The organism is Flavobacterium terrae (assembly GCF_900142035.1).
GTDB lineage: Bacteria > Bacteroidota > Bacteroidia > Flavobacteriales > Flavobacteriaceae > Flavobacterium > Flavobacterium terrae.
The window spans coordinates 257,363-279,926 of sequence record NZ_FQZI01000001.1 but is presented as its reverse complement, the minus strand read 5'-3'; the positions used below and the strand labels follow the sequence as shown (position 1 = coordinate 279,926).

Below are 22,564 nucleotides of genomic sequence, written 5' to 3'. Positions count from 1 at the left end.
TATGGCACTAGAAAATATAATTTTAGAACACGAAAAAGGAATTGCAACTATTTTTATTAATAGACCAGAAAAATTAAATGCGTTAAACAAAGCAACCATTTTAGAATTACATGAAACTTTAAAAACGATTGAAGAAAATCCAGAAGTTAAAGTAATTGTAATTACAGGAAGTGGAGAAAAAGCTTTTGTTGCTGGTGCTGATATATCTGAGTTTGCCAATTTTTCTGCCAAAGAAGGTGCTCAACTAGCTGCTAAAGGGCAAGAGTTACTGTTCGATTTTATAGAAAACATGAAAACTCCCGTTTTTGCAGCTATCAATGGTTTTGCATTAGGTGGAGGTTTAGAATTAGCAATGGCATGTCATTTTAGAATAGCATCAGACAATGCTAAAATGGGATTGCCAGAAACTTCTCTAGGAGTTATTCCAGGTTATGGAGGAACGCAACGTTTACCACAATTAGTTGGAAAAGGTCGTGCTATGGAAATGATTATGACAGCAGGTATGATAGATGCCCAAACAGCTTTAAATTATGGTTTAGTAAACCACGTAGTGCCGCAAGCCGATTTGTTTTCAACATACATGACGATTGCTAATAAAATACTGAAAAACTCTCCAGTGGCAATAGGAAAAGCAATCAAAGCTGTTAATGCAAATTATAAAGATGGAGTTAACGGGTTTGAGATAGAAATAAACAAGTTTGGCGAATGTTTTGCCACTGCCGATTTTAAAGAAGGAACAACAGCCTTTTTAGAAAAAAGAAAAGCAGAGTTTACAGGAAAATAAAATTTTAAAGAATATATACAGTAGCAGTAAGCATAACAGCTTACTGTTTTTTTATTATGAGATATTTGTTGTTTCTAATTTTTTCTTCCACAGTTACATTTTCACAAATAAGTTTTGAAAAAGTAAATATAAAAACACGGAAGTTCATCCAAAAGTATAAAGAAAAAGAAAATATTCCGGGTATATCTGTTTCTATTTCATATAATGACACTTTAGTATTTTCTGAAGGATTTGGATATGCTGATTTAAAAAATAAAATTCCTGTTACTCCTTTCGAAACGCAATTTAATATTGCCAGCATAACCAAAACAATTACAATTTCTTCATTGGCTAAATTAGTTGAGATGGATTCAGTAGATTGGGATAAAAGTGCTTATTTCTACTTAAAAAAACTCCCGAAAAAGACTTTCGATTTTTCTGTACGGGAGCTAGCAGGACATTTAGCAGGATTTCAGAGAAACCTTGATGAAGACGGTTATTACCAGGAGGCAACTATAAAAAGAACTAATTTTTTTGAATTATTTAAAAAGACAAAACAGCAATTCAAACCTTCTGATAAATTTTTATATAGTAATTTAGGATTTAAAATCTTAGGATTGATTATAGAGGCTAAATCTTCTAAAGAGCTTACTGAATTTCAAAGGGAGGTGGTTTTGAATAAATTGAAAATGGTCAATACTTTAAAAGATTCTATTGGTCATACATTACCAACTATTTCCAAATTGTATTCACTAGACAAAAACGACTTTAATGAGGTTAAAAATATTAGTTCAGAATTTAGATATGCTGAAACTTGTTATTTGTCTACAAGTGAAGATATAATCAAACTTGGAAATGGTTTTTTGTTTCCTGATAGGATATTAAAAAAAGAAACTTTAATAACATTATTGACCTCCCAAAAGACCAATGATGGCAAGAAAACGGACTATGGTCTTGGGTTTCATTGTCAACGTGATAAATGCAATAATTTTTATTATGGTCATGACGGAAACTGGGTTGGTACAAGAAGTTTTATGCATATTTACCCCAAAAGTAAGTTGGTAGTTGTTGTTTTAGCTAACAGGAGTTTAAATGCAAAGCTTGAGTATGAAGATTTTTCAGATTTAGCTAAAAATTATATCGACTATATATCTAATTTAAAATAAAAGAGAGAACCATTTTGGTTCTCTCTTTTATTTCTGACCTTCCCATTCAGCATAGAACTGTGATAGAAATTGTTCCATAAATTTGTGTCTTTCTTCAGCTATTTTAAAACCTGTTGAGGTATTCATTTTGTCTTTTAACAACAGCAACTTTTCATAAAAGTGATTTATTGTTGGAGAGTCACTATTTTTATATTCTTCTTTAGTCATGTTGAATTTTGGCTCAATTGCTGGATTGTATAGCGCTCTATTTTTAAACCCCCCATAATTGAAAGCTCTCGCAATCCCAATAGCTCCAATAGCATCTAAACGATCGGCATCTTGAACAATTTCAAGCTCTTTTGAGTTGAATTTTTTTTCAAAATTACCACCTTTAAACGAAATGTTTTCGATAATGTTAATCACATGCTGAATGATTTCTTCACTAGTATTTTGACTTTCCAAAAATGTACGAGCTGTTTTAGGGCCAACAGTTTCATCTCCACCATGAAATTTACTGTCGACAATATCGTGAAGTAAAGCACCTAACTGAACCACAGTTAAGTCACATTTTTCTCTTTGTGCAATTAGTAAAGCATTTTTATAGACACGTTCTATATGAAACCAATCATGTCCTCCTTCGGCTCCTTCAAGTTGTTGTTTTACAAATGCGATAGTATTTTCGATTAAACTCATTGTAATTTAGATTAAAAAAATCCCTTCTGTAATAGAAAGGATTAGAATTTTATTTTATTAATGCAGGTTGCTGTACCCATTTAAAAACATGTGATTCAGGAGCAATTTTGATTCTTTCTGCCAGTTTTGTCATTCTATCTGGAAGTTTCATTAAGTAATCTCTTGCTTTCTCTGCTTCGTCAGTTAAATTTGAAATTTTATCAATTTCCCATTTTTGAATTAGTTTTTGCATAATGTCAACATAATCCATAGAAGTGTAAACACCTATGCGTTGCGCTGATTCAGAAAATTGCTCAAATGCACTTCCTATTTTTTCACCAGATTCTCTAATTAGTTGAGCAGGCATATTGATTTTGTGTTTCATCATATGATGAAAAGCCATCATCATTTGACTAGGATCTACATCAAAAATTCTTTTCACAAAATCTGAATATGCATGGTGATGACGCATTTCGTCTCCAGCAATTAATTTGCAAATTTTAGACAATTTATTATCACCATATTTTTTTGCTAATTGCGCTACTCGATTGTGCGAAACATAAGTTGCTAATTCTTGAAAACTTGTAAACACAAAGTTTTTGTAAGGGTCTCTGTCGGTTCCTGGATCGAAACCATCTGCAATTAAATGCTGAGTAGTAACTTCTACTTCACGCATGTTAACTCTACCAGACAAGTATAAATATTTGTTTAACAAGTCACCATGTCTATTTTCTTCACCAGTCCAATGGCGTAACCATTTTGACCATCCGTTATCTGGTTTTTGTGAAACTCCTTCAACATCCATTAGCCAAGATTCGTAAGTTGGTAATGCTTCTTCAGTGATAGTATCACCTACTAAAACAACCCAAAAATCATAAGGTAAATCCTGAGCAATTTCTCTTAATTCTTTTACATCTTCAATGAAAGATTCACTTTCAGAGTTTGGCAACAAATCTGAGGGTTGCCAAATTTTTTCTATTGGGAGTAAGTATTGTTCAACAAAGCTATCAATGCTTTTTTCTAGAAACTGCATCACCTCCAAGCGCACATTTTGTATTGACATAATTTTAATTTTTTATTCCACTTACAACAGCAGATTCCGTTTTTTCTATTAATTCACCAAATGGTAAATCCTTAACAGCTATTGGTTCATGAATTATGAATTGTAATTTATTTCCTAATCCCATAGGGAAACTTCCGTAGCGAACCATTTTCCATGAGTTGTTTATAGAAATTGGAACAACGTAAGCGGAAGGGGCATATTTGCATAAAATTTTGAGACCGTTTTCTGAAAAACGTTTTGGCACTCCAGTTTTACTTCTTGTTCCTTCTGGAAAAATAACTGCAGCTCTTTTGTGTTTCTCAATATATTCTCCTAAACTTTTAATTGCGGGAAGGGCTTGTTTAGGGTCCTTTCTATCAATTAAAATTGATCCACCGTGTCTTAAGTTGTATGAAACACTCGGAATTCCTTTTCCAAGTTCTTTTTTACTTACAAATTTTGGGTGTGAACGTCTTAAGTTCCATATAATCCCTACTATATCATATAAACTTTGATGATTAGCGACAAAAATTATCGGAACATTTTTTGGTACTAAATCAATATTTTGAACATCATAGGTAGTTCCTAAAAGATTTGTACATTTTGTCAAACAAAAATTTAAATAATCAACACTTTTTTTGTGTGCTTGGTATCCAAATACGTTTAAACAAATCCATTGAATGGGGTGAAAAATTAACAGGCATAAGCCAAAGAACATGTAATAAATTACAGATATTGGATAGGAAATTAATTTTTGCATTATTTACATCAATTTGTGCAAAGGTAAGTCATTAAATAAAAAAACCACTCTAAAAGTGGTTTCATTTTGAGATTTTTCTATTTAGCAAAACTCGCTGTAAGCATCTTTTAGATTGTCTGCAATGATTTCTGCAGGGCGACCTTCAATGTGGTGACGTTCTAACATGTGAACTAACTCACCATCTTTAAATAAAGCCATTGCTGGTGAAGAAGGAGGGAAAGGAAACATGTGTTGACGTGCTGCATCAACTGCTTCTTTATCAACTCCCGCAAAAACTGTGATTAACTGATCAGGTTTTTTATCACCTTCTAAACTCATTTTTGCGCCTGGACGAGCATTACGAGCTGCACAACCACAAACCGAATTCACAACTACTAGAGTTGTTCCTTTTTGAGCTAAAGCATTTTCTACTTCTTCAGCAGTATATAGACCTTGAAAACCAGCATCAGTTAATTCTGCACGCATTGGTTTTACCATTTCTTCTGGATACATATTCTTTTAGTTAAAAAGTTATTGAAAAGCAAAGTTACGAAGAATATAAATTTTAGCGTTTTATTTAATAGGAATTTAACGGATGTTAATGGAAAATATCTTTAGCTACTCTATATGTATTGGCATGTGCTTCGATAATAGTTTTGATTTCAGGAGAATAACCACCTCCCATACTACACTGTACTGGGATTTGGTGTTTTCTACAAAGTTCAAAAACGATTTCATCACGTTTTTTACAACCTTGAAGAGAGCATCCTAATTTTCCTAATTTATCTGTGTCAACGATGTCTACGCCACTTAAATAAAAGATAAAGTCAGGTTTTTGGGTTTCTATCAAATTTGGTAATGTGGCATTCAAAATCCTTAAATAATCATCATCAGAAGTTCCATCAGGTAAAGCAATATCTAAGTCAGAAGTTTCTTTTTTGAAAGGATAGTTACTTTTACCATGCATGGAAAAGGTAAAAACGGCCTCGTTATTTTGAAAAATTTCAGCTGTTCCATTGCCTTGATGTACGTCTAAATCTACGATTAAAACTTTTTTAGCAAGTTTTTTGTTCAGTAAAAATTGAGCACCTATGGCTTGGTCATTTAATAAACAAAAAGCCTCTCCGTGATTGCTGTAGGCATGATGAGTGCCACCAGCAATATTGAAAGCTACACCATCATTAATAGCATTTTGAACTCCAATAATTGTCCCTTGAGCAATACGTAATTCTCTTTCGACTAATTCTGCTGAAAGGGGAAAGCCAATTTTTCTGGCTGCTCTTGCATCAAGAGTTAAATGGATTAAATGGTCGACATACTCTTTTGTGTGTACTGCAAAAATAGGGGCTAAGTCAGCTATTTCTGGTTCAAAAAACATTTTATTGGTGGCCGTTCCCTCATGTAGTAATTGTTGAGGGAGCAACTCATATTTAATCATCGGAAAACGATGACCTTCAGGCAAAGGATGTTTATAAATAGGATGGTAAGCAATGGTGAACATTACAAATTCATTTGCTTTTCAAACTCTTCTATAAACAAACCTACATGATAGCCATCAACTAATCCATGATGAACATGAATTGACATCGGCATCGATTTTCTTCCATTTGTTTCAGTCATTTTACCAAATGAAATTTTATGACAACTGTCTGGAAATGAAAATCCACGAGCATGAGAAATTGAAGTAAAATCGATCCAAGGTATGGCTGAAAAATGAATTAAATTATTATCAGGAAATTCACGAGTAAGCAGTCCTGTTGTGTTTTGAATTCGTTCTATTTCCTCGATTGTATTTTGGTTGAATTGGTTGAGGTCTGTGTCAAATTCAATTAATGAAAAACCGAAGGTTTTATCTTCACGCATGATGGTTGATGAAACATCTATTCGATCCCAAATGTAAACTTCATTGTCGATAATACGATATTTGAAATTTTCGACAGTATTGATGGCCATTAATGTTTTATGTAAATAATACGTGAAAAAAGAAACGTTTAGTTCTTTAGCTTTATTGAAAGCTTGAGTACAATCAATGGTAAATGTGAGTCCAAAAAAGGGCTCTTCCATTTTACTAAAAAACTCAAAATGTTCTTTACGATTCCAATTATTAAGGTCTAATTTTGTTTTCATTAAAGCAAAGATAAGACTTCTTTAATATTTGAAATAGATCTAAAGTTATCATGAATTACTTCAAAATCGATTTGTTCATAAGCCCAAGTTGTATGATAAGGGATGTGAATACCATAACCACCAATATTTAAAACTGGTAACACATCTGATTTCAAAGAATTTCCAATCATCATAAAATCACTGGGTTGAATATCTAATCGCTTGAGCATTTTTTGATAATCAACATCGGTTTTATCACTCATCACTTCAATATGATGGAAAAAATGACCCAGACTGGAATCGTGTAATTTTCTGTGTTGGTCTTTCAAATCACCTTTGGTAGCAACAATAAGTTTGTAGTTTCCTTTAAGTTCTTTAAGGACTTCTTCTACATCAGGTAATAATTCTACAGGTTTTTGTAATAACTCTTTTCCTATTTGAAGGATTTTATCAATAGCGTTACCTGAAATTTGATGATTCGTCAATTTTAAAGCAGATTCAACCATTGACAAAGTAAAAGCTTTGATTCCAAAACCATATAAAGCCAGATTTTTTACTTGATGACTTAGAATTAGTTGCAAGATTTCTTGATGAGAAGCATAGTTCCGAAACAAGGCACAAAATTTTTCTTGCGCTTCATCAAAGTAAGGTTCGTTATGCCAAAGTGTATCATCAGCATCAAAAGCAATTATTTTTGGTTTCATGGCTTTGTGTTATAAAAAACTCCTTCATAAAGAAGGAGTTATATGATATTTTTCAATCAAGTCAAACATAGGGCAACGCTTGCAACGTTTAGACTCTTTCTTTTTATATTTTTCGCAACATTTTGACTTACACTTTTCTGCTTTCTTGTGTAGTTTTTTAAGCTCTTTTTCGTGCTTGTCTTTGTCTTTATTTTTTTCTTTTTTGCTCAAAGCAAAAAGGTTTTATGCTTATTTTTCGGTTGCATTCTTCGCTGTAATTTGCAAAATATCTCTATCAAACAAGTACAATCCTCCTTTATCATCACCTATCATATTGATTTTATCCAATATGTTTTTTGCTTGCGCTTCTTCTTCAATTTGTTCAGCTACATACCATTGTAAAAAATTATGAGTAGCATAATCTTTAGTTTCAAAAGTGATGTGAACTAATTCGTTGATAGATTGTGAAACAAAAAGTTCATGTTTATATAATTCTTCAAACATTTCCTGAAAAGCAGTAAATGTCGTTTTAGGCATTTTTAAATCGGTTATTTGGGCATGACCTCCACGTTCATTAACATACTTAATCAATTTAAGCATGTGCATACGCTCTTCATCAGATTGTAAATACATAAAACGGGCAATGCCTTCAAAACCATGAATTTCGGCCCAACATGCCATGGAAAGATAAACTTGTGACGATTCGGCTTCGATTCTAATTTGCTTGTTTAAAGCGTCTTCAATACTTTTTTGTAACATAGTTTAATTCGTTTTCTATAAAGTTAAGAAGAAAAACTAACATATTATTCTTTTAGATAATTTGAATTTTAGAATTTTCTTTATTTAAAGATCTGTAAGTATTTCTATGTCTTCACTATTGTCAATAATTGAAGAGTAAATAATTGAAGTTAACTCGATTCTTATATCAGATCTTAAATTTTTATATGTACTACCACTTTTGTTTAAAGTATTTCCATAATTGTCTTTATTGACAATTACATTATTTAAAGAGATTTCAAAAACACAATGTGGATACATACAAGGTTTTGGATCATGATTCAATTTAATTTTAGCAATTAAATCAGGATTGTTTTTACTTACGAGGATTTTTTCAAACGTTCCATTTTCACTAAGTGATTTTATCACTGTGGTGCTTATTTCCTTTTCTGGAATTCTTTCAATGTTTTTATCAGAGTCTATATTATACAACACATCATCTTTTGGGTAATTAATAGTGTCGTTAAAATTTCTATTATGTGAAACATCATATAAGCTAATTGATTGATATGGTTTCACAAGATCGTTGAAGCTACATCTGTAATATAATTCTTCACCAATCGAAAATTCTGGTATAATCTCTTTGCCTAATGAATGTAACCTATTGGGGATATATGCTAAAGAACATTCTGTCATTAATTTTTTATTGTTATGCAGAAATAAACTTATAAAGCAATTTTTCCATATCAATATTTTGGTCAAAAGTGCCTTTAATTTTTTTGCCATTCTTACCTATAAAGCTGTAAACTATTTGACCATATTCATCGAACGTAATCATTGATATTCCATGATTGGATTCACGCCACAACATTAAATCTGAATCCTCAACTGAATCCAAAGATATTTCTAATTTATTAGGGTCAATCTCTCCAAGAACATAACCTAAAGCTTTTAAAAATCCTTGAATATTTTTTACTTGAATTTCATTAAGAAAACTAAATTTCATTAAAATGCTGTTATACCAATCATCTAGATCGGAAACACTTAATTCATTAAAAGTATGAACTTGATTAATTTCAGAGTTTACATATTCATCTCTGAACAATTCGGATTGTTTTAAAACCAAATCCTCTGCTAAGAATGTTAATGAATTTTCCATAATTAATTTTCTTGATTTATATACTTTATAAGAGCTTTAGCTGTAATCGAATCAAAAAAAGCTCTATTTTTTATGTTTTGTAAAGGCAAAAATTGTTTTTCTAAGTCAATTTTATTTTCGCCAAAAGGTTTTAATTTACTGCTTACACTTATATCTAATAAAACAATATCCTCTTTTGGTTTTGTAGATACTGCATTGACAATAAAATCTGAATTATCTTTATACGAAAAACGAACAGAACTCTGGAAGTTTAAAACCTCTCTATCATCTGATTGTTTGGGGTATAATTGAACAAGGTGCGATGCAGGATTTGACTTATCAATTTCTATTACATTTATATATCGAACAGAAATATTGGTTATCGTAAGGTTATCTTTAGTTATTTGGTCAAAAATTTCCCAATATTCTAATAACGAAGTTAATATTTCACCAAAACCTCTATACGAATTCAGATGATGATAAGACAACGACCCTTTTCTCATTTGCAAAACTTCATTTTTGTTTCTTAAATGAAAACCACTATTGTCTTTTAAAATTCTAACCCCTCCATTACTTACCTCAAATTCATTTGTAACAGAAGGTTTAATATCATTAAAATTGTTTTTGATAGAATCTAAATTAACAAATTTATCGAAACAATCTTTGTCCACAATTTCCTCATAAGAAATTGAAAAGATAATTTCTTTTATAGGTGTATTTTTTAATTGAGGATATATCATAAGTTATTCAGATGATGTAAATATATGAAAGAATGTGACAAAATTATATTTTGTACTGAAAATTTTAACTAATTGTAGCTCCGTTTTCTACTCCTTCTGCTTCAGGGCTTACAAATACTAGTTTGCCTTCTGCGTTATTTGTCAGTAACAACATTCCTTGACTTTCCACACCACGCAAAGCTCTTGGTGCCAAGTTAACTAAAACCGTTACTCTTTTTCCAATTACTTCTTCAGGTGTGAAGTGTTCTGCAATTCCCGAAACAATAGTACGAACATCTAATCCAGTATCTACTTTTAAAACCAATAATTTATCTGCTTTAGGCATTTTTTCGGCTTCGATAATAGTTCCAACACGTAAATCGATTTTTGAGAAATCGTCGAAAGTTGCAGTTTCTTTTTGAGGCATAATTTTATTATTTGTGGCTACTACATTTGCTTTTTTAGTAGTTTCGAGTTTATCAATTTGTTTTTGGATTTCTGCATCTTCAATTTGAGCGAAAAGAATTTCTGCTTCGCCAATTTTATGACCTGCAGGCAGTAAATCTGAAGTTTCAGCTACTTTGTTCCAATTTAATTCGTCTAATTTTAAGATATTGGCTAATTTATTAGCTGTAAACGGTAAGAATGGTTCAGCCAATACTCGTAAAGCAGCAGCAATTTGCAATGCTACATACATTTGTGTTTTAACTCGCTCAGGATCTGTTTTTACCATTTTCCAAGGTTCTTCATCGGCTAAATATTTGTTACCCAAACGAGCTACGTTCATCATTTCGCCTAATGCTTCTCTAAATCTGTATCTTTCTACAGAAGAAGCAATCACTGCTGGATAGGCTTTTAATTCGGTTAAAGTAGCTTCGTCAATTGCATTGAATTCGTTTGGAGCAGGAACAATTCCGTCGTAGTATTTGTTAGTTAATACCACCACACGGTTGATGAAGTTTCCAAAGATAGCAGCCAACTCATTATTATTTCTTGCTTGGAAAGATTTCCAGGTAAAATCGTTGTCTTGTGTTTCTGGGGCATTCGCCGTTAAGGCATAACGTAAAGCATCTTGTTTTTCAGGGAAATCGATTAAATATTCGTGCAACCAAACCGCCCAGTTTTTAGAAGTCGATAATTTGTTTCCTTCTAAATTTAGGAATTCATTGGCTGGAACATTATCTGGTAAAATATAGCTTCCTTCTGCTTTTAACATCGCAGGGAAAATCACGCAATGGAATACGATATTGTCTTTTCCGATAAAGTGAACTAATTTTGTATCATCTGATTTCCAGTAAGGTTCCCAGTCTTTACCTTTACGTGCGGCCCATTCTTTTGTTGATGAAATATAACCGATAGGCGCATCAAACCACACATATAGTTTTTTACCTTCTGCACCTTCTACAGGAACATCAATTCCCCAGTCTAGGTCACGAGTTACTGCACGAGGCTCTAATCCACCATCAATCCAAGATTTTACCTGTCCGTACACATTCGGTTTCCAGTCATTTTTATGCCCTTCTACAATCCATTTCTGTAAAAAATCAGAATATTCATTTAAAGGTAAAAACCAGTGTTTCGTTGATTTTAAAACAGGCTTTGTTCCTGTTATTGTTGATTTTGGGTTAATTAAATCGGTAGCATTCCATGACGAACCACATTTTTCGCATTGGTCACCGTAGGCTTCTTCGTTGCCACATTTTGGACAAGTACCTATTACAAAACGATCGGCTAAAAACTGATCTGCTTTTTCATCGTATAATTGATCTGTAGTTTCTTCGATGAATTTACCTTCGTCATACAATTTTCTAAAAAATTCTGAAGCGGTTTCATGATGAATTTTGGCAGAAGTTCTAGAGTAATTATCAAATGAAATTCCAAAATCGATAAAAGACTGACGAATGATTCCGTCGTATTTGTCTATTACTTCTTGTGGAGTAATTCCTTCTTTTTTGGCTTTCATTGAAATTGCAACTCCATGCTCATCACTTCCACAAATGTAAGCCACGTCTTTACCTTGTAAACGTAAAAAACGTGCATAAATATCACCAGGAACATACACACCAGCTAAATGACCAATGTGGATGGGGCCGTTAGTATAAGGCAAAGCTGCCGTAATTGTATATCTTTTCGGATTTTGTACCATAATTCAACTAAATTGAGTGCAAAAATAAGGTTTTTTCGTCCAAGAATACACGAATACTATTCCTAATTTATTACTTTTGAAACTATAACTTAATAAGTAATGTCTCGCTATTTACTCGTTTTAATACTTATTTTTAATTTATCCTATTCACAAAAAATGATGGTAACACCTCCTTTACTTAAAAAAGGCGACACGGTGGCTATTGTGGCTACTGCTCGTAAAAACATTGATGATAATTTGAAACCAGCTATAGAATTATTGAAAAGTTGGGGATTAGAAGTAAAAATAGGAAGTACTATTGGGTTAGATTTAAATCAGTTGGCAGGAACCGATGAGCAACGTGCCAAAGATTTTCAAGAGCAATTAGATAATCCTAACATTAAAATGATTTGGTGTGTTCGCGGAGGTTATGGAACAGTGAGAATGTTGGATTTATTGGATTTTACAAAATTCAAGCAGAACCCAAAATGGATTGTTGGTTTTAGTGATGTAACAGTTTTACATAGTCATTTGAATACGATGGGTTATAAATCGATTCATGGAATTATGCCTGTGACTGTAGCTAGAGCTTCAAAACAAGCTAAAGAGACAATGAAAATTGCATTGTTTGGTACTGAGAGGTTGGAATATGATATTCCGTTTCATAATATGAATAAGTTAGGCAAAGCCACAGGGGAATTAGTGGGTGGTAATTTGTCGATTTTATATAGTTTGTTTGGGTCACCATCAGCCATTGATTGCAATGATAAAATTCTTTTTATTGAAGATTTAGACGAGTACTTGTATCACATTGACCGTATGATGATGAATTTAAAACGTAATGGTTGTTTGGAAAGTATCAAAGGAATTTTAGTGGGAGGGATGACAAAGATGAAAGACAATGATATACCTTGGGGTAAGGATGCGTTACAAATCATTGAAGATGTGACTAAAAAATATAATATTCCTATTGTTTATAATTTTCCAGCCGGACATATTCAAGACAATCGTGCCTTGGTTTTTGGTTCACAAATTGAACTAGATGTAAATGCTGAATGCACTAAGGTCTTTTTTGAAAGATAATGGCTTTCCATAATTATTTAGGTAAAAAAGGCGAAGAGCTTGCTAAAGAATATCTTCAAAAAAATGGTTACACTGTTTTAGAAAGTAATTTTGTTTTTCAAAAAGCAGAGATTGACCTCATTGCTCAAAAAGATGACACTCTAATTGTTGTTGAAGTAAAAACCCGCTCTTCGGTAGACTACGGAAACCCTGAAGATTTTGTAAGCCCTAAAAAAATAAAACTTCTTGTTAAGGCTATCGACGAATATGTCAATTTGAAAAATCTTGACCTTTCTATTCGTTTTGATATCATCTCAGTAATACACGACAAAGGTAATTTTACAATAGAGCATCTTGAAGATGCTTTTTATCATTTTTAAAATTTGCTCAAAAAACACCCCTATTGTTATAAAAGCATTTAAAAAAATATAGCAAGGTTAAATTCGTAACAAAATGTTTTTTTTCTATATTTGCCAAAAATTAGGACAGATAAATGAAAACGATTTCTTCAGTTGTAGAGAACTACATTAAAACCAAACCCTTTTTATTAAATGCATTATCGCAAGGAATTATTAACTTGACTTCTTTAGCGAGAACGATTACCGATGAATTAGAAGAAGAATTAGGGAAAGACGTAAAACAAGGTGCTGTAATTATGGCATTAAAGCGTCTGTCTGAAGACTTAGATTTTAAGGTGAATCATAAGATTACTAAGGTTTTAAAAAACATAGGTGAAATTACTGTACGTTCATCGTTAACAGATTATACGTTTCTTATTTCAGATACGATTTTAAACAAACAAGCTGATTTGATTTCGGATATCGATTCACATTCAGATATTTTTTATACATCATCTCGTGGTGTAAACGAAACAAATATAGTGGTAAGTGATAGTATTTCTCACTTGATTGAGAAACACTTTAAGGGAGAAAAATTAACGCAGAAGTTAGAAAATTTAGCTTCTATAACGGTTAAACTTCCTAAAGAAAACACATCGGTTCCAGGAATTTATTATTTTATTTTCCAACGTTTGGCTTGGGAAGGAATTGTTATTTACGAAGTAATTTCAACTTCTAATGAGTTTACAATTTTAGTAGATGATGAAATTGTAGACAAAGCTTTTAAAGTGATTAAGGATTTGAAATCGACAAAATAAAGAAAAGCCCTGTTTAAGGGCTTTTTTTAATATCATTTTGTGAGTAAAAATGATTTCACGTTATTGGGTACAGATGTTATCAAACAAATTATTAAGAAATGATGATAATTGAAATAATAAATAAAATTGAAAAATTAGGATATAAACTTGAGGGGCTTGATGACAATCAAATAAATAATATTGAAAGTTATTATGATGTTACTTTGCCAAATGATTACAAGTTCTTTTTGAAAAAAATGGGTAAATCTGGTGGAGGGATATTGAGAGGAGAGGATTGTTTTTATGATAGAGTTTTTGAATTAAGAGAATACGCAAATGAATTACTAAAAGATGATAATAGTTCATTTGAATTTAAAAAAGAACATTTTGTATTCTTCTCACATCAAGGATATATCTTCGCATTCATTGATACTACTATTCTGAATGATTCGCCAATATATTATTATTTTGAAGGTGACTTGGAGCCTCAGATTAAGTACAATTATTTGGCTTGTTTTTTGGAGGAATATATTAAGAAAATTCAAGCGATAGATTAAAAGTATCCTTGATTTCAAAAAACAATATCAACTATCTTTTTACTAGTTCAAACAATATGCTTCTTTAGATACTCTAAATTGATATGAACTACATGATAAAATTCACACAGAGAATATTATTATTAATTTTTTATAAACTTAAATCATCTCTATCAATTCCAATGCTTTTTTAATTGATTTCACATTTTCAAAACTCAATAACAAACGGAGACCATTTTTGGTCTCTTTTTCTTTCATCTTACATAAGTTGCTGTTTTGTTGCACAAACAGTAATACTTTATGAAAACGAGTCGATTGGTAGTAATTACTTTGTTGGTCACCTAAGAAGTAGCAAACCATTTTTCCTTGTTTTAAAACTAGTTTTTCGATACCTAAATGAGACGCAATCCATTTGATACGCAAACTGTCCAATAGTGCTAGTGCCGATTTAGGTAACTTTCCAAAGCGATCTTCAAGTTGTTGTTGATATTCCTGTAATTTTTCTTCGGTTTTGATTATGGCCAAGTCGTTATATAAACTCAAACGTTCTGTAACACTGTTTATATAATCATCAGGGAAAAGCAATTCAAAATCAGAATCTATTTGAAGGTCTTTTACATATTCTTTAGTTTCAATGTCGCTTTCTTCTGGATATAAGTCTTTGAATTCATTTTCTTTTAGCTCTTCAATGGCTTCCTGCATGATTTTTTGGTACGTTTCAAAACCAATTTCATTAATGAAACCACTTTGTTCGCCACCTAATAAATCTCCAGCACCACGAATCTCTAAGTCTTTCATGGCAATGTTGAAACCACTTCCTAGTTCGCTAAATTGTTCCAAAGCCTGAATACGTTTTCTAGCTTCTTCGGTCATTGCAGAATAGGGCGGAGTAATGAAATAACAGAACGCTTTTTTATTACTTCGGCCTACACGACCACGCATTTGGTGTAAATCAGACAATCCAAAATTATTAGCATTGTTGATGAAGATTGTATTGGCATTTGGCACATCTAATCCACTTTCAATAATAGTTGTGGCAACAAGAACATCAAAATCACCTTCCATGAAAGATAGCATGACTTCTTCTAATTTTTTACCATCCATTTGGCCGTGACCAATGCTTACTTTGGCACTAGGAACCAAACGCTGAATCATTCCAGCAATCTCCTGAATATTTTCAATACGATTATTGATGAAATATACTTGGCCACCACGTTCAATTTCATACGAAATAGCATCTCTAATCACCGTTTCGTTAAAACCTACGACTTGTGTTTCTATTGGATAACGATTAGGTGGAGGAGTAGAGATAACAGACAAATCACGAGCAGCCATTAATGAAAACTGTAAAGTTCTCGGAATTGGTGTTGCAGTTAGTGTTAATGTATCAATGTTTTCGGCAATGGTTTTAAGCTTGTCTTTTACATTTACGCCAAACTTTTGCTCTTCGTCTACAATTAATAAGCCTAAGTTTTTAAACTTAATGTTTTTATTTACCAATTGATGTGTACCAATGACTATGTCAAGCTTGCCCGATTCTAAATCCTTTAGAATTTCTGTTTTTTGCTTGGCAGTTCTAAATCGGTTGAGGTAATTTATGTTTACAGGTAAATCTTTTAAACGTTCTCTAAAAGTTCTGTAATGTTGATATGCTAAAATAGTTGTTGGAACTAAAATAGCTACTTGTTTACTATTGTCAGCTGCTTTGAATGCGGCACGAATCGCTACTTCTGTTTTTCCAAAACCAACATCACCACAAACCAAACGATCCATTGGGCGATCACTTTCCATATCGGCTTTGACATCTTGTGTCGCTTTTAATTGATCTGGTGTGTCTTCGTAAATAAAGGAACTTTCTAATTCATGTTGCAAGTAGCTATCAGGAGCAAAAGCAAACCCCTTGTCTAATCTTCTCTTTGCATATAACTGAATTAAGTTGAAAGCAATATGTTTTACACGTGCTTTGGTTTTTTGTTTTAATGCTTTCCAAGCACTTGAACCTAGTTTGTAAATTTTTGGAGGGACACCATCTTTACCATTGTATTTGGAAATTTTATGTAAGGAATGGATACTTACATATACGATGTCATTATCCGCATAAACTAATTTAATTGCTTCCTGTGTTTTGCCATCCACTTGAATTTTTTGTAATCCTCCAAACTTTCCAATTCCGTGATCTATATGTGTAACATAGTCTCCTACAGAAAGCGCATTAAGTTCTTTAAGAGTGATGGTTTGTTTTTTTGCATAACCGTTTTTTATTGAGAATTTATGATAACGCTCAAAAATTTGATGGTCTGTATAACATGCAATTTTATTTTCGTAATCAATAAAACCTTGATATAAAGGAAGTACGACAGTTTCGTAATCTTTTACAAAATGCTCATGATTTTGCTCATCCATCGATTCGAAAATATCATGAAAACGTTTGGCCTGTTGTTCATTGGCACAAAACAGATAATTTTTGATTCCGTTTTGACGATTGCTTTTCAAATCCTCCATTAACAAATCGAATTGCTTATTGAATGAAGGTTGAGGTTTGGTTTGTAGCTCGAAACTTTGTTCTACCTTAAAAGTAGGTTTGTTGCTTAATTCAACAACTGAAAAGTTAAGCGCTTGCTTAATAAATGACCTCTGATTGATGAATAATTCATCAGGAGAGGCATGTTTAATATCTTTAGATAATTTCTCGAAGCTTTCTTCGGCTTTGCCAAATAGTTTGTCCAGATTTGTTAATAACAAATCGGTGTTTTGAATAAAAAGAGTTGTTTTTGAATTGATATAATCTAAGAAACTTTCTCTTTTTTCTTCCAGAAGCTTATTCTCAAAATTAGGGATAATGGTGATCTTAGTTTTCTTCTCGATCGAAAGTTGTGAAGCAACATCAAATGTTCTAATACTATCTACTTCGTTTCCAAAAAACTCGATTCGATATGGGTTATCATTAGAAAAAGAGAAGACATCTAAAATCCCTCCTCTTACCGAAAACTCTCCTGGTTCAGTAATAAAATCGACACGTTTAAAATTGTATTCAAATAAAACTTCGTTGATAAAGTCTATGGAAACTTTTTCGCCAACAGCAACTTTTAAAGTGTTTTTTTCCAATTCTTTTTTGGTAACAACCTTTTCAAAAAGTGCTTCGGGGTAGGTAATAATTATCGCTGGCTTTTTGCGAGAATTAATTCTGTTTAAAACTTCAGATCTTAGTAAAACATTGGCATTATCTGTGTCTTCAATTTGATAAGGTCTTCTGTAAGAACTAGGATAAAAAAGAACATCTTCTTCATTAATTAATTCTTCTAAGTCATTAAGTATGTAAGCCGCTTCTTCTTTTTCGTTTGCAATGATTAAGAATGTTTTGTCTAATTTTTTGAACCAGCTTTCAATTGCAAAAGATAGTGATGACCCAACTAATCCTTTTACATTAATTTTAGCATCGCCAGTTATAGATTGTGCGATTACTTCATATTTAGATTCATTAGCAAAAAGCTGTTTGATGTGCTCTGTACTCAACGTGATGTAATTATTGAACGGTTATTTCTTTTTTAAAGTTTGTTTGAGGTGTTCCTTGTGTAGGAGGACTTACAGTTTTTATAGAATCCTGTTGTGACTCTAACGGATTTGCACCTCCTCGAATTGAATTTAGCATTTCTAGTTCACCTTCTTCAAATTGAATATGACTTCTTCTAACTATTTCCTCAATTTGATCCTGAAATGCATTTACTTCGATATTCAAATCTGTTACTAAAGTGAGAACTTTTTTTTCAGGAATCCTATCAAAAGCCATGAAAGTGTTTAAAGCTTTTACCTTAGTTACAATCGCCATTAATCTACTTTTTATTTGTGGCTTTTGAAGTTTTGTAGGTATAGATGTATTTAAAACTTCGGCTTTTTGTGCTAAGCTTTTTGTTTTTTGTTTAAAAGCGCTTATTGTACTTTTTGGTTTTTGATATAATTCATTAGTAAATAATCGCCATTCGTTCCAGTTTGTCGCTATAGATTGTGATTCTGGAGTAAGTGTTCTTGTGTTGAAGTTCCATGCTTTATTAATGTTAGCAAAAACCAACTCTTTTTCTTTAAGTGCTCTTGTTATTTCAGCCTGATGCAAAGCAGAATCATCTTTGCATGAAGTAAAAATCAAGCAAAGTAAAAGGTAAAAAGGCGCAATTAATCTCATCATAATATCACAAAATAAAACTCCTTTGCAAATGTAATGTTTTTGTTTTTCTGTCAACTACAAGTGTTAAAGTTCTTAAGAAGAATTGAGTTTTATAATTATCGAAAACGTTATATTTGTGACACAACTTTTTAAAAATGGATACAAAAATATTAATTATAGGTGCTTGTGGTCAAATAGGTACCGAGTTAACTCAAAAATTAAGACAAATTTACGGCGTAGATAATGTTATCGCTTCAGATATTAGAAAATTAAATATTGATGTTGTAAATGATGGTATTTTTGAAGTGGTTAATGCATTAGATTATAATCAAATAGAACATTTAATCGAAAAATATCAAATTACTGATGTTTATTTAATGGCCGCTCTTCTTTCGGCAACAGCAGAAAAAAATCCAGCTTTTGCGTGGGATTTGAATATGAATTCACTTTTTCATGTTTTAAATTTAGCCAAAGCAGGAAAAATTAAAAAAATATATTGGCCTTCAAGTATTGCTGTTTTTGGACCTACAACACCAAGAGATAATACACCTCAATATACTATTATGGAACCCTCAACAGTTTACGGAATTAGCAAACAAACTGGTGAAAGATGGTGTGAATATTACCACACACAATACGGTGTAGATGTAAGAAGTATTCGTTATCCAGGTCTAATCAGTTGGAGTACTCCTCCGGGGGGTGGAACAACAGATTATGCAGTTGATATATACCACAAAGCAATTACTGAAGGTGAATTCACTTCGTTTTTATCTGAAAATTCAGGTTTACCAATGATGTATATGGATGATGCAATTAAAGCAACTATAGGAATTATGCAAGCACCCGCTGAGCAGATAAAAATTCGTTCCTCATATAACTTATCGGCAATGAGTTTTACCCCAAAAGAGATTGCTGCTGAAATCAAGAAACATTTTCCAGATTTTGCTATAGATTACGCACCAGATTTCCGTCAAAAAATTGCAGATAGTTGGCCAGCAAGTATTGATGACTCGAGAGCAAGAGAGGATTGGGGTTGGCAAAACGATTACAATATTGAAAATATGACAGTTGAAATGATTGCAAAGTTAAAGGAGCATATTTATAAATAATAAAAAAGGGAACGATTATCGTTCCCTTTTTTATTTAATCTTTTATTTGGCAATTTTTGGAGTAGGTTTTAATTTTTCTATAAATAAGTCTTCAATAGGCGTTTTTATTTTTACCACGTCATTAGTATTATCATTAGGGATGGTCATAGAAAGCACATAATGTTTAATTTTCCATTCTTTGCCAATTTTCATCAATACTCCAGATCCTCGGCAAATTTTCATTTGAGTATTTAGTAATTCATCAAACCAAACAATTTCTCTTGCTTTGTCAAAATAGATATTACGCTGTAAAGCAGTAAAATTCCAAGCTCTTCCTTTATCAAAATAAGGTTTTGCAAAATCCATGAATTCTTTTTTGTTCCAATTTTCGGTTGCATCAGTTCCAATAAAGATAGATTCATCAGCTAAGTAACTAAAATAGTTATCAAATTTAGCTTCGGCAGCAGCTTTGTGCCAGTTGTCTAATAAAGTATTTATTTCCTTTTTCTCTTTGGTTTGAGCAAAAGATAAAAACGAAAATAAAAGTAAAACAATTGTTTTTTTCATGATTGATGTTTCTTCAAATATACTGAATTAATAAAATTGGAATTTCTAAGTTTTAGAAGTTTTATTAAAAATAAGTCCTTTCTTAAATTTATTATATCTAGCTTTGTGCCCAATTGGTTTTCTGCCAGTGCTTGTTCTGATCTGTAAATTTGTTGTTTTCTCTTCAGTTTTTGGCGTTTCAGTTGCCGTTTTATTAATTTAAACAAATTTACATCATGTTCGAAGTCTAGTCTACTATGACTTCAGTAGTTTAATTCCTTGTTCAGTTTAGTGATTATTTACTAACAAAGAATGCTACAAATTTTATTTTCAATCATTTAGACTTTTAAAAGATTACTCTCGTTTTGCTCAAATTGTAAAATATTCTGAATAGGAATCATTTTACTTATCACTAAACTCAATTTAGTAGCATGTAACTTAAGCATATGTTTTAAAGCTTTATTTAAAAAATATAGTCTATACTGGCTATAATATCAAAATTATGACATTTCAAAAATTAAACATATTACCCGCGATACTCAAGGTTCTTGATGAAGAACAATATGTTTCGCCAACACCCATTCAAGAACAAGTTATTCCTCTAATTCTAGAAGGTAAAGATGTTCTAGGGTGTGCACAAACAGGAACAGGTAAGACTGCTGCATTTGCAGTGCCTATTTTACAGCAATTAGAATTTCGAAAGGATATAAAAACTAAAGTTATAAGAGCTTTAATTTTGACTCCAACTAGAGAATTAGCAATTCAGGTGGGAGATAATTTTACACGTTATGGGAGTTATCTGAATTTGAGTTGTACGACCATTTTTGGCGGTGTTTCTCAGGTTTCACAAGTTAAAGCTTTAAAAAGGGGTTCAGACATACTTATTGCAACTCCAGGGCGCTTACTTGACTTAATGAATCAAAATCTAATAAATCTAGAGCATTTAGAGATTTTTGTATTAGATGAAGCTGATAGAATGTTAGACATGGGATTTGTTCATGACGTTAAAAAAATTGTGAATTGTATTCCTGCTAAGCGACAAACACTTCTTTTTTCAGCAACAATGCCTAAATCGATTCAGCAGTTGGCAAATAATCTTCTTACTAATCCTAGTTATATAAATGTAAGCCCGGTTTCCTCGGCCTCTCAATCGATTACACAGTCAGTATATTTTGTTGAGAAGAATGACAAAGAACAACTGCTTTCTAAATTATTGAATGATTCTGGAGTTTTAAGATCGTTGGTTTTTACAAGAACAAAACGTGGAGCAAATCAAGTCGTAAAAAATTTAATGAATCAAGGAATTTTGGCAGCGGCAATACACGGTAATAAATCTCAAAATGCTAGACAAAAAGCATTGGATGATTTCAAACAAAATGCTTTAAGAGTACTTGTGGCTACAGATATTGCAGCAAGAGGAGTGGATATAGATGATTTACCTCATGTGGTAAATTATGATCTTCCTAATATACCTGAAACATATGTTCATCGAATTGGTAGAACTGGAAGAGGAGGAAAGAAAGGTATTGCAGTTTCGTTTTGTAGTAACGAAGAAAAAATTGACCTCAAGAGTATTGAGAAGTTGATAGGGACTAAACTTTCAATTTCTAGTATTTAATAAACATATTAGCAGTTTAAGTAATTGAATTTATGATAACTGTGTAAAAAAATAAATTAGTAAACTTAAAATAATAGACTATGGCGGATTCTTTTTTAAAAAAAGAAAATAAAAAGAAAAAGATATTGAAGAAAAAATCTAAGGACCAAAAAAAGGAAGATAGAAAAGTGAACAATAATAAAGGTAAAGGCTTTGAGAGTATGATTGTTTATGTTGATGAAAATGGTCATTTGACAAACACACCACCCGAAATTGATAAACCTGTTGATGGTAAAACTAAACCAGCTATATCAAAAGGGTAATAAAGTAATTGGATTTACCATATAAAAAGAAAAGGCTTCGCAGTAATGCGAAGCCTTTTTTGCTCCCCCTCTTGGGCTCGAACCAAGGACCCTCTGATTAACAGTCAGATGCTCTAACCAACTGAGCTAAGGAGGAATCACCTAAAAAGGTTTATGTGTTTGCTAAAAAGTTGCTCCCCCTCTTGGGCTCGAACCAAGGACCCTCTGATTAACAGTCAGATGCTCTAACCAACTGAGCTAAGGAGGAAGATTAATATCTTTTTAGCGAG

General features: G+C 32.1%; 25 protein-coding genes and 2 tRNA genes. 9 read left to right on the top strand and 18 right to left on the bottom strand.

Features of this window, described 5'->3' with window-relative positions:
- Position 1: 1 nt before the first annotated feature.
- Together BUC09_RS01290 and BUC09_RS01285 are read left to right on the top strand one after the other, a co-directional pair.
- Entirely contained in the window at positions 2 to 784 is a 783-nt protein-coding gene (locus BUC09_RS01290; protein WP_073307924.1) for an enoyl-CoA hydratase/isomerase family protein, read from the top strand.
- A gap of 56 nt (positions 785 to 840) precedes the next feature.
- A complete protein-coding gene (locus tag BUC09_RS01285; protein WP_073307922.1) occupies positions 841 to 1,929 on the top strand; it encodes a serine hydrolase domain-containing protein in 1,089 nt (362 codons plus the stop codon).
- Between the two features lie 27 nt (positions 1,930 to 1,956).
- Here BUC09_RS01285 and BUC09_RS01280 read toward each other — a convergent pair whose 3' ends face one another.
- The 13 genes from BUC09_RS01280 to metG form a co-directional block, all read right to left on the bottom strand.
- The gene (locus BUC09_RS01280) at positions 1,957 to 2,601 is read right to left on the bottom strand and encodes an HD domain-containing protein (RefSeq protein ID WP_073307920.1); all 645 of its coding nucleotides are present in this window, start codon (positions 2,599 to 2,601) and stop codon (positions 1,957 to 1,959) included.
- A gap of 49 nt (positions 2,602 to 2,650) precedes the next feature.
- Positions 2,651 to 3,643, bottom strand: a complete 993-nt coding sequence (locus BUC09_RS01275) for an acyl-ACP desaturase (protein ID WP_073307918.1) — start codon at positions 3,641 to 3,643, stop codon at positions 2,651 to 2,653.
- Positions 3,644 to 3,647: 4 nt separating this feature from the next.
- A complete protein-coding gene (locus BUC09_RS01270; protein WP_073307916.1) occupies positions 3,648 to 4,382 on the bottom strand; it encodes a lysophospholipid acyltransferase family protein in 735 nt (244 codons plus the stop codon).
- 81 nt (positions 4,383 to 4,463) lie between these two features.
- On the bottom strand, positions 4,464 to 4,874 hold the full coding sequence (locus tag BUC09_RS01265) for a BrxA/BrxB family bacilliredoxin (RefSeq protein ID WP_073307914.1): 411 nt from the start codon (positions 4,872 to 4,874) through the stop codon (positions 4,464 to 4,466).
- A gap of 85 nt (positions 4,875 to 4,959) precedes the next feature.
- A complete protein-coding gene (locus BUC09_RS01260) occupies positions 4,960 to 5,862 on the bottom strand; it encodes a histone deacetylase family protein (RefSeq protein ID WP_073307912.1) in 903 nt (300 codons plus the stop codon).
- The gene (locus BUC09_RS01255; RefSeq protein ID WP_073307910.1) at positions 5,862 to 6,488 is read right to left on the bottom strand and encodes a chloramphenicol acetyltransferase; all 627 of its coding nucleotides are present in this window, start codon (positions 6,486 to 6,488) and stop codon (positions 5,862 to 5,864) included. The genes BUC09_RS01260 and BUC09_RS01255 overlap by 1 nt, the downstream gene beginning before the upstream one ends.
- Entirely contained in the window at positions 6,488 to 7,171 is a 684-nt protein-coding gene (locus tag BUC09_RS01250) for an HAD family hydrolase (protein WP_073307908.1), read from the bottom strand. The genes BUC09_RS01255 and BUC09_RS01250 overlap by 1 nt, the downstream gene beginning before the upstream one ends.
- Before the next feature lie 24 nt (positions 7,172 to 7,195).
- Positions 7,196 to 7,381 carry a hypothetical protein gene (locus tag BUC09_RS01245; RefSeq protein WP_073307906.1) on the bottom strand — a complete coding sequence of 62 codons (186 nt, stop codon included), beginning with the start codon at positions 7,379 to 7,381 and terminating at the stop codon, positions 7,196 to 7,198.
- 18 nt (positions 7,382 to 7,399) lie between these two features.
- Entirely contained in the window at positions 7,400 to 7,909 is a 510-nt protein-coding gene (locus BUC09_RS01240; protein ID WP_073307904.1) for a ferritin, read from the bottom strand.
- A gap of 84 nt (positions 7,910 to 7,993) precedes the next feature.
- Positions 7,994 to 8,563: a hypothetical protein gene (locus tag BUC09_RS01235; protein WP_073307902.1), complete on the bottom strand. Its 570-nt coding sequence runs from the start codon at positions 8,561 to 8,563 to the stop codon at positions 7,994 to 7,996.
- Positions 8,564 to 8,576: 13 nt separating this feature from the next.
- Positions 8,577 to 9,026 carry a hypothetical protein gene (locus tag BUC09_RS01230; protein ID WP_073307900.1) on the bottom strand — a complete coding sequence of 150 codons (450 nt, stop codon included), beginning with the start codon at positions 9,024 to 9,026 and terminating at the stop codon, positions 8,577 to 8,579.
- A 2-nt stretch (positions 9,027 to 9,028) separates the two neighbouring features.
- Positions 9,029 to 9,745, bottom strand: a complete 717-nt coding sequence (locus BUC09_RS01225) for a TIGR04255 family protein (protein WP_073307898.1) — start codon at positions 9,743 to 9,745, stop codon at positions 9,029 to 9,031.
- A 64-nt stretch (positions 9,746 to 9,809) separates the two neighbouring features.
- A complete protein-coding gene (metG, locus tag BUC09_RS01220) occupies positions 9,810 to 11,870 on the bottom strand; it encodes a methionine--tRNA ligase (protein ID WP_073307896.1) in 2,061 nt (686 codons plus the stop codon).
- Positions 11,871 to 12,029: 159 nt separating this feature from the next.
- On the opposite strand from metG, the gene BUC09_RS01215 reads away from it, so the two are divergent.
- The 4 genes from BUC09_RS01215 to BUC09_RS01200 all read left to right on the top strand — a co-directional run bounded on the left by BUC09_RS01215 (position 12,030) and on the right by BUC09_RS01200 (position 14,603).
- Complete coding sequence (locus tag BUC09_RS01215) at positions 12,030 to 12,932, top strand: S66 peptidase family protein (protein WP_084127089.1); 903 nt, start codon at positions 12,030 to 12,032, stop codon at positions 12,930 to 12,932.
- The gene (locus tag BUC09_RS01210; protein WP_073307892.1) at positions 12,932 to 13,291 is read left to right on the top strand and encodes a YraN family protein; all 360 of its coding nucleotides are present in this window, start codon (positions 12,932 to 12,934) and stop codon (positions 13,289 to 13,291) included. The genes BUC09_RS01215 and BUC09_RS01210 overlap by 1 nt, the downstream gene beginning before the upstream one ends.
- A 113-nt stretch (positions 13,292 to 13,404) precedes the next feature.
- Entirely contained in the window at positions 13,405 to 14,067 is a 663-nt protein-coding gene (locus tag BUC09_RS01205) for an aspartate kinase (protein WP_073307890.1), read from the top strand.
- A 98-nt stretch (positions 14,068 to 14,165) separates the two neighbouring features.
- Positions 14,166 to 14,603, top strand: coding sequence for an SMI1/KNR4 family protein (locus BUC09_RS01200; RefSeq protein WP_084127056.1), 438 nt, complete (start codon positions 14,166 to 14,168; stop codon positions 14,601 to 14,603).
- Positions 14,604 to 14,741: 138 nt separating this feature from the next.
- Here BUC09_RS01200 and mfd read toward each other — a convergent pair whose 3' ends face one another.
- A complete protein-coding gene (gene mfd, locus BUC09_RS01195; RefSeq protein ID WP_234972517.1) occupies positions 14,742 to 18,041 on the bottom strand; it encodes a transcription-repair coupling factor in 3,300 nt (1,099 codons plus the stop codon).
- A gap of 64 nt (positions 18,042 to 18,105) precedes the next feature.
- Positions 18,106 to 18,816 (bottom strand): hypothetical protein, encoded by a 711-nt coding sequence (locus BUC09_RS01190; RefSeq protein WP_143161840.1) that lies wholly within the window; start codon positions 18,814 to 18,816, stop codon positions 18,106 to 18,108.
- 80 nt (positions 18,817 to 18,896) lie between these two features.
- Here BUC09_RS01190 and BUC09_RS01185 point away from each other — a divergent pair, with 80 nt between their 5' ends.
- Positions 18,897 to 19,850, top strand: a complete 954-nt coding sequence (locus BUC09_RS01185) for an NAD-dependent epimerase/dehydratase family protein (RefSeq protein WP_073307882.1) — start codon at positions 18,897 to 18,899, stop codon at positions 19,848 to 19,850.
- Positions 19,851 to 19,892: 42 nt separating this feature from the next.
- Here the strand turns inward: BUC09_RS01185 and BUC09_RS01180 are convergent, their stop codons facing one another.
- Positions 19,893 to 20,396, bottom strand: a complete 504-nt coding sequence (locus BUC09_RS01180) for a nuclear transport factor 2 family protein (protein ID WP_073307880.1) — start codon at positions 20,394 to 20,396, stop codon at positions 19,893 to 19,895.
- 481 nt (positions 20,397 to 20,877) lie between these two features.
- Between BUC09_RS01180 and BUC09_RS01175 the strand changes: the two genes are divergently transcribed.
- Both BUC09_RS01175 and BUC09_RS01170 read left to right on the top strand, forming a co-directional pair.
- Positions 20,878 to 21,993, top strand: a complete 1,116-nt coding sequence (locus BUC09_RS01175) for a DEAD/DEAH box helicase (protein WP_073307878.1) — start codon at positions 20,878 to 20,880, stop codon at positions 21,991 to 21,993.
- 80 nt (positions 21,994 to 22,073) lie between these two features.
- Entirely contained in the window at positions 22,074 to 22,295 is a 222-nt protein-coding gene (locus BUC09_RS01170; RefSeq protein ID WP_073307876.1) for a hypothetical protein, read from the top strand.
- 62 nt (positions 22,296 to 22,357) lie between these two features.
- Here the strand turns inward: BUC09_RS01170 and BUC09_RS01165 are convergent.
- Both BUC09_RS01165 and BUC09_RS01160 read right to left on the bottom strand, forming a co-directional pair.
- Positions 22,358 to 22,431 (bottom strand) — tRNA-Asn (locus BUC09_RS01165).
- Positions 22,432 to 22,468: 37 nt separating this feature from the next.
- Positions 22,469 to 22,542 (bottom strand) — tRNA-Asn (locus BUC09_RS01160).
- Positions 22,543 to 22,564: the final 22 nt, after the last annotated feature.